The following is a 12,756-nucleotide window of genomic DNA, read 5'->3' on the forward strand; positions in this document are numbered from 1 at the left end:
CGCGCCATCTTAGCCGCCTTCAGCGCGGGCGCCCGGCACGACGTCGACGATGAGCCCCCAGCTCGTCCATCGCTGGAACCACACGCCGACGCGCTCGGCCAGCGCCGCGCCCGCCCCCTCTCCGGCGCCCGGCGGCTCGCTGGAGGCCTCCGCTCCGTGGGCTCCGGCCGCCACCTCCTCACACGCCGGGACGAGCGGTACCCCCCGCCCCAGCGCCTCGAGGAGCGCGAACGCCGGCGGCTCGAGCTCCTCGAAGCGGATCGTGAGATCCGCGCCGCGGAACACGGCGAGGTGGACGGGGCGGGGCGCGGGCAGCGCGGGCGACCGGCCCTGCTTGAGCTCGCTCCGGAGGACGTGCGCCGGGTGGCCGAGCCGCACCAGCGCGAGCAGCGGGTGAAGGACGATCGTGGCGGTGGACCAGCCGTCCGCCGGCATGCCCGTCACCTTCGCCGGATCGAGCGGAGGGGGCGAGGCGCCGTCGAACAGATCGACGAGGGCGTGCTCGTACCGCGCCACGTCGCGCGCGAGATCCCGCAGGGCAGGGGGGAACCCCTCGTGCGCGCCCGCGAAATCGGCGACGTATCGCCCGAGGTCGCGCAGCGTGAAGCTCGCGGGCGGGTGCGCCGCCAGGTAGGCCCTCGCGAACGCGTCGAAGCCGTCGTCGCCGAGGACGTGCGCCAGCGCGGGGTAGTCCTCGCGGAGCGCGTCCCTGTGCCGCAGCCAGAACTGCCGACGGTAGATGTCGGCCTGCTCGGCGGGCGCGAGCCGCTCGCTCCCGGCGACGTGCTCGCGGCACAGGCCGGCGAGCTCGGCGTCGTCCGGGAGCGGCGCGCCCGCCGTGAACATGCGGGTGAGCTGGCGCATCAGGGCGGCGAGGCCGGCCGGGGGCGCGGGGTCAGGCGGCGCGCGCACGCGCCACCTCCTGCCGGATCGCCCGCGCCTTCTCCGCCTCGGCGGCGAGGACATCGAACGAGGGGATGTCGTCGTCCCACTCGATCAGCGTCGAGACGTCGCCTGCGCGGGCGACGGCGCGCCGGTAGAGCGCCCACACGGCGTCGACCACGTGATCGCTGTGGGTGTCGAGGATGTACGCGCCCTGGTGCGTGTGGCCGGCGAGGTGGAACTGCACGATCCGGTGGTGCGGCACGCCATCGATGTAGGCCTCCGGATCGAAGCCGTGGTTGTACGAGGAGACGTAGACGTTGTTGACGTCGAGCAGGATGCCGCAGTCGGCTTCCTCTGCGATCGCCGAGAGGAACTCCCACTCGCTCATCCGGCTGGCCGTGAAGGTCAGGTAGCTCGACACGTTCTCGAGCGCGAGCCGGACCTCGAGGAAGTCCTGCACCACCCGCGCCCGCGCCGCGACGTGCCGCACGGCCTCTTCGGTGTACGGCAAGGGGAGCAGGTCGTGCAGGTTGATCCCGTGCGCGCCCGTCCAGCACAGGTGATCGCTCACCCAGGGCGAGCCCACCCTGGCCAGCAGCGCCTTCAGCCGGCGCAGGTAATCGAAATCGAGCGGATCCGTGCTGCCGATCGACAGCGAGACGCCGTGCTGGACGAGGCGGTAGCTCGAGAGGACGCGCTCGAGGTTGGCGATCGGCATGCCGCCGTCGACCATGAAGTTCTCGCTGATGATCTCGAACCAGTCGACCCGGGGCCGGTGCTCGAAGATGTGCCGGTAGTGCGGGATGCGCAGCCCGACGCCGACGCCGAGGTCGGGGAGTCCCAGCCGCATCCGTTCGAGGTTCACCATGGTTCACCGCGAGCCTTGCTCAGGGGTGGAGGGGTGCGCCGCGGCGCCTCACGATCCAGCCGATCCGGCGGTTCCGCGTGGCATGGCCAGACGGCCCAGCGGATCTGGCGGATCCGCGTGGATCCGCCGGATTCCGCCGGGCCGGGCGCGCCGAACCTACGACGAGCAGTCGGCCGGCTTGCAGCCGCCCTTGCCCTTGCACTCGTTCTGGCCGGCGCACGCGTGGCTGTCGCTCTTGCAGCCGCCCTTGCCCTTGCACTCGTTCTTGCCGGCACAGCACGCCTTCGCGGCGTTCTCCGGCGCCGCGGCCGGAGGCGCGTCGGCCGCGGGGGCGGCGCCCGTCTCGGGCGCGGGCGGAGGCGCCGAGGCGCAGCCCGCGAGGCCCGCCACCATGCCCGACACCGCCGTCAACGCCAACGTCTTGCCCATGTCGATCGTCATCTGATCCTCCACGCTCGTCTTCGTCGCGATCACCGAGCCCACCGCGCGCCTCGCCCGAATGGCGCGCCCGCACGCTGGAGCCCGTCGGGTCTCGCCGGCCTCTCGACCGCGCTGAGCCCATCGGCTACGCGTCACTACGCCCGGCCGGTTCCACGGTTTCACTTCGGACGCGTTGATTCTTCATTCAACTCCCCGTAAGTGAGCGGGGTTGACCTCCACGCCCACGCGAGCCCCCCCTGCGCGCACGGCGTCCGGCGGCGTAGCCTCTGCGGCTGGGGCGCGCGGCCAGCGTGCAGCGTTCCATGCACGACGTAACTCGCTTCGGACGGTACGCGCAAGACAAAGCGTCCAGCGCGGCGCGCCGGCGCCGTGGCGCGTCCTCGTCCACCCGCGTCGCGGGGCGCTCCCCGTGCTCGCGGCGCTCTCGCTGGGGGCGTCCGGCTGCGGGGGGGCTCCGCGCGCGGCGGGCAGCGCGGCGGGTGATGCGGCCGCCGGGCGCGAGATCCCGGTCGAGGCGATCGCCGCCGAGCTCGAGGTGATGAGCGGCGCGGTCCTCGAAGGGCGGGAAGCGACGTTCCGGGACATCCTGGCCGACGCGATCGCGAAGGACGCGTACCTGTGCCAGCCGGCTCCGCGCCGCGTCTTTTCCGGGGCGCGCGGCGACGTGCCGGAGGGGGAGCGGCGGATCGCCGGGGTGATGCCGCACTACGGCCTCTTCTTCGGCCCGATGAGCTACCTCGTGCGGCGGCGCGGCGGCGCCTGGGAGGTCGACGTGCGCATCGCGGTCGACCCGCCGGAGGGCGCGGGCTGGCTCGAGCTGCCCGACTGCGGGCTCTCCGCCCGGCTCGGGGGCGCGATCGCGTGCCGCGGGACGCCGTACGCGCGCTCGGGATCGACGGACGCTTGCCCGGGGTCCGGCGTGTTCACGGCGAGGGCGACGCCGGCCGCGATCCGGGCGCTGCTCGCGCGCTGGTCGGACGAGGCCGAGGGGTACTGGAACCGCGACGCGCGCGCCTTCGGGCTGCCGGTGCGCTACGACTTCGACTTCGTGCTGGCGGACGAGGCGCGCGCGCGGGCGCTCCGGGTCGACCTCGCGGTGCCGCTCTCGCCGACGTGCGGCAGGACGCCGTACTTCAGCGCGATGCGGGCCGGCTGGTCGCTGCCCGTGCTCGCCCACGAGGTGGGGCACGTGCTCGGGCTGCTCGACGAGTACGAGGCGCTCTCCGGGATCGTCCGCTGCTATCCGAAGACGCCGTTCCCGGGCGCCGAGATCAGCCGGATGGGGCTGTCGATGAAGGAGGAGACGCGGCTCCTGCCGATCCATCACTACCTCGTGCTCCGCCGCTTCTTCTGCCGCGAGCCCGCGTCCATCGACCCGTATGCCGGCGCGATCCGCTGACCCGATGCCGGCGCGATCTGCTGACCCGATGCCGGCGCGATCCGCCGAGCGCTCCACGCGGCCCCGCGCCTGCCGGCGCCTCGCTGCCGCGGCGCTCGCTGCCGCGGCGCTCGCGGGCTGCCGCTCGGAGCCAGAGCGCGGCGCGGCGGACGCGGGGCCGAGCGCGGCGGACGCGGGAACCAGCGCGGCGGACGCCGGGGCCGGGGCGCCGGACGTGGCGCCGCCGCTCGTGGGGGCGCCTCCGGGGCCGAGGGCGCTCGCGCCGCCGGTGGAGCCGCGCTGTCCGCCGGAGATGGTGCGGGTCGCGCGCCGGTTCTGCGTCGATCGCTACGAGGCGGTGCTGCTCGACAAGGAGACGGGGCTCGAGATCTCGGCGTTCTATCCGCCGTCGCGCCAGGCGGCCGCGTCCGTCGAGCGCGTGTGGTCGAAGATGCGGCTACAGCTCGGGGACGACGAGGCGCGCCGCATGGAGCTGCCGCTCCTGCCCGGCTGGCAGAAGCAGCGCGAGTTCGAGCCGCGCGCGGTGTCGCGCAGGGGCGTGCTCCCGCAGGGCTACACGACCGGCGCGCAGGCGGAGCTCGCGTGCCGGAACGCGGGCAAGCGGCTCTGCTCGCTCGACGAGTGGCGGACGGCGTGCCGCGGCGAGCGGGACGAGCAGTTCCCGTACGGGCCGACCTACGCGGACGGGCGGTGCAACGTGTTCCGCGAGCACCACCCGGCCGGCGTGCTCCACCGCGACGTGTCGCTCGGGCACAGCGACCCTCGGCTCAACCTGGTGCGCGTCGCCGGGGCGCCGCTCTTGCGGCGAACGGGCGAGACCGCGACGTGCGCGAGCGCGTGGGAGGACGACGCGATCGCCGACATGGTCGGCAACCTGGACGAGTGGATCGACGATCCGGAGGGGACGTTCGTCGGCGGGTTCTACGCGCGCGCGACCCGGGAGGGGTGCATGGCGCGCGTCGCGTCGCACGACTTCACGTATTTCGACTACTCGACAGGCGTCCGCTGCTGCTCGGATCTGCGCGCGGCCCCGTGAGGGCGCGCGGAGCCCGCGCTTCATTCCCGCCTGGCGAGTCCCTGCCGTACCACCTCTCGGGCGACGAACGGGCTCCATTCGTGGAGCAGCTGCAGGGTCAGTCCGCCGTCCAGGTAGGCCGTGTAGTACAGCTCCCGTGCGGCGATGCACTCCTTGTCGTTGAGCTTCAGTCGCTCGATGGTCGCCTGAACACGCGCACGCGTCTCGTCGTGGAGGCCTTCCGCTGGGAGCACCTGAAGGAAGGACATCTCCAGGACGAACCACCCGTCAGGGATCTCCATGGGGTCGAGGACGTCGTCGAAATCGCGTTTGCGCGCGTTCATGAGCGAGCACACGAAGCGGTAGTTGCTCCACTCGTAGGCGAGCTCGCGACGCTTCGACTTCGGCGCGACGTGATCGACGGATCGTGCCCCGGTGCCTCGCGGAACGAGCACGCAGAGGTAGGCGCAGACGCTGCGATAGCTGTCCCGGAGATCGTCCAGGCATTCCCGCCAGGTTGGGGGCAGGGGCTCCGCGTTCGCGGCGAGGGCGCGCAAGCCGGGCTGCCGGACCAGCGCGTCGAAGCGCGCGGGCTCGGGCCGGAGGGGGACGTGGATCACGGCGTGAGCCCGGCCTGCCGCGCCCTGACGAGCCAACGCGCCCAGAAGGGATCGGTGTCCTTGAGCACGTCGTGCAGCTCCTCGTGGATCCGCTTCGCGTCCTCGATCGGCAGATCCGGCCGCCGCATCGCCGCCATGGCGTCGAGGATCGCCTTCTCCGCCTCGACGGACCGCGCTTGCGCGAGGTCGAACACATCGGACGTGAGCCACGACGAGGCATCCCCGCGTGGCTTCCACGTGGGCCTCGACACGGTGACCTCCGCCCCGTCGAGATCGAACAGGAAGAGCGCATCGTGCCCCTCGTCGAAGTGCGGCTCGGCGGACGCGAGGACCAGCGGCGCGTGCGTCGTGACGAAGAGCTGCGTCTCGATGGATGCCTCGAGCTCGCGGGAGACCCGGAGCAGCGCGGGCAGGATCACACGCTGCCACTGGGGGTGCAGGTGCGCCTCCACCTCATCGACGAGCACGATCATGCTCCGTTCGGGCGAAGTGTTCCGCAGCTTCGCCGCCTCGACGTGCTCGCGCCACATCCAGACCAGGAGGTAGGCGAAGGAGAGGATCCGCTTCATCCCGGCGGACGCGAGCACCACGGGGACGTTGCCGTAGGGCATGTCGAGGGTGGGGATGTCGCGCACGTCGTGAAGAGAGACCCGGGCCGTCATCGCCCCGGGGCGGAGGGTCTCCCCTGGCCTCGGTGACAGGACCTCCAGCACGCGCGTCAGTAGATCGAACGTGCTGTCTCGCCGGAGCTGCCATGTCGTCCAGTCGCGGATCAGGCCGTTGCAGAGCACCGAGCCGTCGCTGTCGTCCGCGGTGAGCCCGTTCCAGATCTGGCTGGGCGTGAAGTGGAAGCCCGGCACGGGGCCCGACGATTTCACGCCGAGCGGGAATCGCAGGTGCCCCGCGGGTCGAAGCGGGTCCCATACGGAGAAGCTGCCGTCGACCCGGGCGTAGAAGACGAGACCGGAGCGCCTGGAGGCACCGGGTGGATAGACGGTGTGCCAGTTCTGCTTCTCGAAGTCGAACGACGATGAGACGCGGTGCACGACCTCCCCGTCACGCGTCTCCCGGACGATCTGTGGCTTGACAGCTGGGCCACGTCGCGGCGCGGCCGGGTACCCTGGCCACGTCCCCGTCAGCGCAAACCAGGCGACATCCAGCACGAAGGTCTTGCCGAGCCCGTTGTCGCCCGCGAAGAGGTTCAGCCGCGGCGCGAGCTCGAACTCCATCGCGGGCGCCGGTCCGGTGTCGTGCAGCTCCAGCCTCTCAAGCATCGCGGCCCCTCTCGGTCGCCCGTGGTTCGTTCGGGCCGTGGCCGATGGGGGTCGCGAGCGGAGGAGCGCGGAAGCCGTGCCAGACCTTCTTGCAGAGGAGCTCCATCGGCTGCGTCATGACCATGGCAACGCGTGATCTGCTGGGTCGCGCGGGAAAAGGCAAGAAAAGCCGCTCCCGCAGGGCTCCGTCCGACCGCGCGGCGCCGCGGGGGAACGAGCCGTTCCACTGTGCCGCCGGGGCGCTGGAGCCAGCGACGCTCCACGGCACGGCCCTGCGCGGACGAGGGGAAGGAGGCCCAGCGTCGTCGTGAGGCTCAGCGCACCGCTGCTGCGCGGATGTGCGCGCGCCGCCGTGACGGGCGCGCGATCGCGGCGGAGCGGGACGATCTGGTAGCATCGGCCGATGCGCCGGAGGACGTCGCGCTCGTGCGACACCGCCGGGAGGACCATCGATGCTCGCAGCCAGATATCACGTCTACGATTCAGCGGTGCTCGACGTGCCCATCGAGGAGGCATGGAGAGAGCTCCGCGATATCGTTGCGCTCCTGCCGATCGTCTTCGGTGACGGCGTCAAGGACCACCGTTACGTGGACGGCGGCTCGGCGGAGAAGATCCCGTCGCGCTTCGAGTTCACGCTCCACCCGTCGGGAGACAAGGCCGTGGAGGAGGTGGTCGCGCGATCCGAGACCGAGCACTCCGTCACGTACCGGCTGCTCGGGCAGGTTCTGGGCATCGAGGGGTACATCGCGACGTACCGGCTCCGTCGCATCACGACCGAGCCGGGCAAGACGTTCCTCGAGTGGCCCCGGGAGTTCGGCGTCGCGCCGGGCCAGGAGCCCGAGAAGGTCGTCCCGTCGGTCGCGGCCCTCACCGCGAAGGAGATCGTCGCCATCAAGGAGCACTTCGCGAAGCGCCGCCGCTCGGTGTGATGCGAGCGGCATCGGCCGAGCGCACGGGGCCGAGGTGGAGCCCCCGCGGCTCCGCATGGGATGGCAGCAGGTTGCCTGAGTCCGACGGCAACCGCTGGAGGAGCCGGCGCCGGGGGTCTTCAACGGATCGCGACCGTTGGGAGGGGCCCGCCGCCGGGGTCTTCAATGGATCGAGTGAGCGCGAGGGGCCCGCCGCCGGGGGTCTGCGACGGATCGAGTGAGCGCGAGGGGCCCGCCGCCGGGCGTCTTCAACGGATCGCAACCGTTGGGAGGAGCCTGCCGCTGGGGGTCTGCGACGGATCGAGTGAGCGCGAGGGGCCCACCGACGGGGGTCTGCGACGGATCGAGTGAGCGCGAGGGGCCCGCCGACGGGGGTCTTCAACGGATCGAGTGAGCGCGAGGGGCCCGCCGACGGGGGTCTGCGACGGGTCGAGTGAGCGCGAGGGGCCCGCCGACGGGGGTCTGCGACGGATCGCGTGCGCTGGAGCGCGCGCGAGCCACTGGTACGCGACGGATTGACTCCGCTGAGGGCGGCCAGGGCTCGGGTTTGCTGCCGCGCGACCACCGGGCCGTCCGTCCACGTCGGCGCGATTCGCACTTTCCGAGCGCGCGTCGCCGTGATGAGGGCGCGCTCGAGAGGCCGCGACATCCCCTGATAGCATCGCTCCGCCGCGCATGGCGGTGTCGCGCCCGCGGCATCGGGAGGAGGGAGCCATGATCGACGCGCTTTATCACGTCTACGACTCGGCGGTGCTGGACGCCCCCATCGAGGAGGTCTGGCAAGAGGTCCGTGACATCACGAAGCTCATCCCTGTCGTCTTCGGGGACAACGTCAAGGAGTACGGCTACGTGGAGGGCGGCTCCGCGGAGAAGGTGCCGTCGCGGTTCGCGTTCACGCTCGTCTCGGGGGAGAGCTCGCTGGAGGAGGTGGTCGCGCGCTCCGAGACCGAGCACGCCGTCACCTACCGGATCCACGGGCAGATCTTCGGCATCGAACGGTACACCGGGACCTACCGGCTCCGGCGCGTCACGACCGAGCCGGGCAAGACCTTCCTCGAGTTTCCACGGGAGTTCGGGGTCGCGGCAGGTCACGATCCCGCGCAGGTCGTCCCGGCCATCGTCGCGCTGACCGCGAAGGAGGTCGCGGCGATCAAGGCGTACTTCGCGAAGCGCCGCCGCGCTGCATGATCCTGCCGCCGCGCCGCGAACATCGCGGCACGGCGGCAGCCCGAGCGCACCACACGCCGGGCGCGCTCAGGTCGTGGGGCGGCCGACCGCGAGGAAGGCCTCCTCGCCCTTCGGGCGCCGCCGGTCGCGCCAGACGAGCGCCGCGGGCAAGACCAGCACGGCCGCGAAGAGGCACGCGAGCTCGCCGATGACCGCGGCGACGCCCAGGCTCCGCACCGCGTAGTTCTGCGAGCGGACCAGGGCGAGGTAGCCCAGCGTCGTCGTGAGGCTGCAGAGGATCACGGCGCCGCCCGTCTCGCGCACCGCGGTGAGCGCGCCGCCGGCGCCCTCCCGCGCGTACCGCTGCACGACGTTCACGGCGTAGTCGACGCCGATGCCGAACGTCAGCGGCAGGGCGATGAAGTTCAGGAAGTTGAGCTTCACGTCCATCAGCACGAGCAGCCCCGCCATCCACGAGACCCCGACGAGCAGCGCGCCGAGCACCGCGAACGCCGGGCGGCCGCCGCGGAAGGCGACGAGCACGACGAGGACCGTCGCGGCCAGCGAGAAGAGCACCGCCGGCGGCACGTCGTCGATGATCGCCGCCCACATGTCCGCGTAGATGACCGCGCGCCCCGAGCCCCGCACGACGCTGCCGTCGGGGAGCCGCGTCTCGCGGTACGCGTCCGCCCACCGGAAGAGGTAGTGCGCGTCGTGCACGCTCTCGGGCGTGATCGGGCTGATGTACACGATGCGCCCGCGCGTCCCGTCGGTCTCGGTGAAGGCGCGCGCCACGCCCGCCGGCAGATCGTCGATCCCGAACGGCGCGAGATCGTCCGGCGGGATGACCGCCTGGATGCGGCGCCAGTCCTCGTCGCCCACGAGGCCGCGCTTCCGCGCCCTGAGGACGCGATCCTTGATCTCCTGGAGCAGCGGGAGCTTCGCCTCCTGATCCCGCGGGACCAGATCCTGGAGCGCGTAGATCTCCTTGAACGGCTTCTCGCCCTCGGGCGCCGCGTCGCGCCTCGCGTAGAGCGCGGCGCGGAGCGGATCGACCTGCTCGGGCCGGTCCACGAGGATCGCCATGCCGTCGGTGCCGACGTAGCCGGTGATGTCCTCCGCGAGCGAGCTCAGGCGGATCTGCGCCGCGCGGGCCCCCTCGTCGTTGCGGAGGTTCTGGAGGTTGTACTCCATCGGATCGGCGCGCACGTAGCTCACCGTGGCGACGAGGCCGGCCGCGGCCAGGGCGAGGCCCGCGAGCGTGAGCGTGACGGGGCTCCGCGACGCGAGCCGCGCGAACGGCGCGCCGAACGCGACGCCGCCCTGGGCGCGCCGCCGCAGCCTGCCGAGGAGGCCCGGCGACTCCTGCTCGAGGGGGACGATCCGGTCCATCACCGCGAGGATGCTCGGCAGCGCGACGAACGTGGCGACCCAGCAGAGCACCATGCCGGCGCTGCCGATGAGGCCGAAGTCGTGGAACCCGCGGAACTCGGTGACGAGCAGCGAGCCGTAGGCGGCCGCGGCCGCGCAGCCGGCGGTGAGCGTGGGCAGCCAGGTCTCGCGGTGGGCTACGCGCACGCCCTCGAGCAGGCTCGCGCCGCCGCGGCGCGCCTCGAGGTAGCGCGCCATGTAGATGATCCCGAAGTTGATCCCGTTGCCGGCGACGATCGAGAAGAGGAACCCGGTGGCCATGTTGAGGTGGCCGAGCGCGAGCTGGGTGGCGCCGAACGTCCAGGCGACGCCGATGCCGATCGTGATCAGCATGGCGACGAGCGTGCGCAGGCGCAGGTAGTAGAGGAACACGACAGCGGCGATGAGCACCGCGCCCGAGACGCCGACGTCGGTCAGATCCTCGTTGATCGCCGCGTACTCGGCGATGCCGGTCTGGAGATCGCCGGCGAGGCCGTAGGTGATCCCGGGCTCGAACGAGGCGGGGCGCACGCGCTCGACGACCTCGCTCACGCGCCGGATCGCCTCGGATCCGGCGGCGAAATCGCTGGCCATCACCTTCGAGCGGATGGCGACGACGACGGTCTTGCCGTCCTTCGACTGGTAGTAGCCGTCGGGGTAGCGCCCCGTGTCGACCCCCTGGAGGCCGAGGCTCTGCTCGATCGAGCTGGCGCTCACCTCGGGGGGCGGCTCGTCGTCGTCGAGCAGCGCGCCCGTCGCCTTGTTGACCTCGTAAGCGTAGCGCGCCTCGATGTCGTCCCTGAGCTTGGTGAGCCTGTCGCGGTCGACGTAGAGCCCGGCGCGCGGCGAGAGGAAGCGGTAGGCCTCGTGCACCCCGTCCTCGACGCTGCCGACCCACGGCGGGCCGATCTTCTCGATCTCCGGGACGAGCGCGTCCGCGGCCCGCTGGAGCGCTGCCGTGGGCGTGCCCTCGCCGCCCTGGAGCACGACGAAGAGCGTGGAGACGCCGGCCGTCTTGGCCGCGACCCGGTCGAGCTCCTGCACGCTGGGCCGCGACGCCGGCAGCAGCGACTCGAACCCGGTCAGCACATGGAGCCGCGTTGCCAGGAAGAGGGCGATGACGGTGAGGATCCCGGTCGCGAGCAGCGGCAGCGCCGGCCGCTTCACCTGGAGCTCGGCGAGGCGCGACGCGAGCCCTCCGCCGCGCGACGAGGGCGGCGCGAGGCGGGGAGAGGGCTCGCGGGGGGGGTCACCGGAGCTTTCGTGTGAATCAGCGGAAGGAGACGGGCGGGGCGCCGGAGGCGGTGGCATGGGCGGAGCGGACATGAGACGGTGTGTGGATCCGGGGCGGAAAGGGACGTTGGAAGGACGGTGGAAGCGCCGGAGTGAAAGCGCCGGTGGACCACGTTCTAGGGAACGGGAGCCCCGGAGAACAGCGGTCGTGTGCGGCGCGGCGACGGCGCGCCGCCGAGGTCCAGGCGGCCATGGAGGCGCGCCGGGCCCATGGGCGCTCCCACGGCCCCGCTGACCATGATGCGGTGTTCGGGATGCGCAACGACGATCTCGTGCGCCGCCTGATCGGTCACGAGATCGCCCGCATCGCGGGCGCGAAAAGGCGGCACTGCCGGGAGCTCGAGGCCGGCTCTCGGCGTCATTGCCTCGAGGATGGGCGCCGGGCGTGCCTCTCGTGCCGAGCCCGCTCGCCTACGACGCCTCTCCCGGGGGCATCGCGCGATCGGAGGGAGCCTGAGAAGGCTTGGCCGCGTCGCACACGGGTCAAGGCAGCTAGGGTGTCGCCGGCGGCCAAGCCCGCCGACCGATCGCCTCATGAGGTAGAGGAACAGCCCCTAGGGCGACAAACGGGTGAAACCACGAGAGAAAGCAGGAATTTCACAGGGAGTCGGGGAGGCGGGGAGCGAGAGACGGCAAGAGGGAGAACTTCATTTTTTTTCTTCCTCCCCGCCTCCCCGCCTCCCTGTGAAAATTCTCCGGGTTTCAACGTGAATCGATGTTCTAGCGGAACTACGGGCCCGGCGGGGTCGTGCCGGCGTCCGCGGCCCCCGCGCGGCGAGGCTTCGCAGCACCGCCTGAGCCCCCGTCGCGGGGCGCGCCGGCGTCCACCGGCGTGGCGCCCGCGTCCATCGGCGCGGCGCCCGCGTCGGCCTCGGCGCCCGCGTCCGGCGGCGGCTGGTCGGGCGCAGCGGGAGGCGCGGGAGGCGCGGGCGCTGGCGGGAGCTCGCTCTCCCAGCACTCCGACTTCGGGGGCGCCGCGAAGTGGACCGTGCGCGACGCGGCGTCGCCCTTCCGGGTGACGAGCTTGTCGGTCTTGTACACGGTCGCGTTGCCGCACGCGTACTCCGCGGCGTCCTTCGACTCGCGCGCCACCACGCGCGTCCGGGGCGCGCGCTGGTTCTCGCACTGGGCCCACTCGATCTCGTACTCGGCGTCCTGATCGGAGAGGAGGATCCGGCTCGGCGGATCGTCCTTGGACCGGCGCCCGGTGAGCGTCGTCCGGGTGATCGGCTCCTTGCCCTCGCGCACCGTCAGCGTGACCGGGAAGCGAAGGCTCCCGCGCATGTGCGCGCGCGTCGCGCCGATCTCGAAATCGGGGCAGATCGGCTCCCCGTCGATCGGGGACGGCGTGGGCGGGCCGCCGCACGCGGCGCTGGCGAGGAAGCTGCCGAGGAAGAAGACGGCGAGGGGTCGGGCTCCGGGGCGGAGGTTCACGACGGGATTAGTCGTTTCCCC

The 12,756-nt window shown here is 72.2% G+C and carries 11 protein-coding genes; 4 read left to right on the plus strand and 7 right to left on the minus strand.

Features of this window, described 5'->3' with window-relative positions:
* Nucleotides 1-9: 9 nt before the first annotated feature.
* The 3 genes from WME95_RS19465 to WME95_RS19475 form a co-directional block, all read right to left on the minus strand.
* Nucleotides 10-912: an HvfC/BufC family peptide modification chaperone gene (locus WME95_RS19465; RefSeq protein ID WP_437909841.1), complete on the minus strand. Its 903-nt coding sequence runs from the start codon at nucleotides 910-912 to the stop codon at nucleotides 10-12.
* The gene (bufB, locus tag WME95_RS19470; RefSeq protein ID WP_437909842.1) at nucleotides 896-1,753 is read right to left on the minus strand and encodes an MNIO family bufferin maturase; all 858 of its coding nucleotides are present in this window, start codon (nucleotides 1,751-1,753) and stop codon (nucleotides 896-898) included. Before bufB ends, WME95_RS19465 begins: the two co-directional genes overlap by 17 nt.
* A gap of 156 nt (nucleotides 1,754-1,909) precedes the next feature.
* A complete protein-coding gene (locus tag WME95_RS19475; protein WP_437718391.1) occupies nucleotides 1,910-2,227 on the minus strand; it encodes a hypothetical protein in 318 nt (105 codons plus the stop codon).
* A 376-nt stretch (nucleotides 2,228-2,603) separates the two neighbouring features.
* On the opposite strand from WME95_RS19475, the gene WME95_RS19480 reads away from it, so the two are divergent.
* Nucleotides 2,604-3,593, plus strand: a complete 990-nt coding sequence (locus tag WME95_RS19480; protein WP_437909843.1) for a hypothetical protein — start codon at nucleotides 2,604-2,606, stop codon at nucleotides 3,591-3,593.
* Between the two features lie 28 nt (nucleotides 3,594-3,621).
* Nucleotides 3,622-4,629 carry a hypothetical protein gene (locus tag WME95_RS19485; protein WP_437909844.1) on the plus strand — a complete coding sequence of 336 codons (1,008 nt, stop codon included), beginning with the start codon at nucleotides 3,622-3,624 and terminating at the stop codon, nucleotides 4,627-4,629.
* Nucleotides 4,630-4,649: 20 nt separating this feature from the next.
* On the opposite strand, the gene WME95_RS19490 is transcribed toward WME95_RS19485, so the two are convergent.
* Together WME95_RS19490 and WME95_RS19495 are read right to left on the minus strand one after the other, a co-directional pair.
* On the minus strand, nucleotides 4,650-5,228 hold the full coding sequence (locus tag WME95_RS19490; protein ID WP_437909845.1) for a hypothetical protein: 579 nt from the start codon (nucleotides 5,226-5,228) through the stop codon (nucleotides 4,650-4,652).
* The gene (locus tag WME95_RS19495) at nucleotides 5,225-6,502 is read right to left on the minus strand and encodes an AAA family ATPase (protein ID WP_437909846.1); all 1,278 of its coding nucleotides are present in this window, start codon (nucleotides 6,500-6,502) and stop codon (nucleotides 5,225-5,227) included. Before WME95_RS19495 ends, WME95_RS19490 begins: the two co-directional genes overlap by 4 nt.
* A gap of 452 nt (nucleotides 6,503-6,954) precedes the next feature.
* On the opposite strand from WME95_RS19495, the gene WME95_RS19500 reads away from it, so the two are divergent.
* The gene (locus tag WME95_RS19500; protein ID WP_437909847.1) at nucleotides 6,955-7,431 is read left to right on the plus strand and encodes an SRPBCC family protein; all 477 of its coding nucleotides are present in this window, start codon (nucleotides 6,955-6,957) and stop codon (nucleotides 7,429-7,431) included.
* 714 nt (nucleotides 7,432-8,145) lie between these two features.
* On the plus strand, nucleotides 8,146-8,619 hold the full coding sequence (locus tag WME95_RS19505) for an SRPBCC family protein (RefSeq protein WP_437909848.1): 474 nt from the start codon (nucleotides 8,146-8,148) through the stop codon (nucleotides 8,617-8,619).
* A 66-nt stretch (nucleotides 8,620-8,685) separates the two neighbouring features.
* On the opposite strand, the gene WME95_RS19510 is transcribed toward WME95_RS19505, so the two are convergent.
* Both WME95_RS19510 and WME95_RS19515 read right to left on the minus strand, forming a co-directional pair.
* Nucleotides 8,686-11,175 carry an efflux RND transporter permease subunit gene (locus tag WME95_RS19510; protein WP_437909849.1) on the minus strand — a complete coding sequence of 830 codons (2,490 nt, stop codon included), beginning with the start codon at nucleotides 11,173-11,175 and terminating at the stop codon, nucleotides 8,686-8,688.
* An 855-nt stretch (nucleotides 11,176-12,030) separates the two neighbouring features.
* Nucleotides 12,031-12,735 (minus strand): hypothetical protein, encoded by a 705-nt coding sequence (locus WME95_RS19515; protein WP_437909850.1) that lies wholly within the window; start codon nucleotides 12,733-12,735, stop codon nucleotides 12,031-12,033.
* Nucleotides 12,736-12,756 lie beyond the last annotated feature (21 nt).

This window comes from Sorangium sp. So ce327, assembly GCF_051530205.1.
GTDB lineage: Bacteria > Myxococcota_A > Polyangia > Polyangiales > Polyangiaceae > Sorangium > Sorangium cellulosum_B.

Excerpts from the sequence above, each read along its gene's own strand:
- bufB (WP_437909842.1), bottom strand. The coding sequence starts at position 1,753 with ATGGTGAACCTCGAACGGATGCGGCTGGGACTCCCCGACCTCGGCGTC.
- WME95_RS19495 (WP_437909846.1), bottom strand. The coding sequence starts at position 6,502 with ATGCTTGAGAGGCTGGAGCTGCACGACACCGGACCGGCGCCCGCGATG.
- WME95_RS19485 (WP_437909844.1), top strand. The coding sequence starts at position 3,622 with ATGCCGGCGCGATCCGCCGAGCGCTCCACGCGGCCCCGCGCCTGCCGG.
- WME95_RS19500 (WP_437909847.1), top strand. The coding sequence starts at position 6,955 with ATGCTCGCAGCCAGATATCACGTCTACGATTCAGCGGTGCTCGACGTG.
- WME95_RS19505 (WP_437909848.1), top strand. The coding sequence starts at position 8,146 with ATGATCGACGCGCTTTATCACGTCTACGACTCGGCGGTGCTGGACGCC.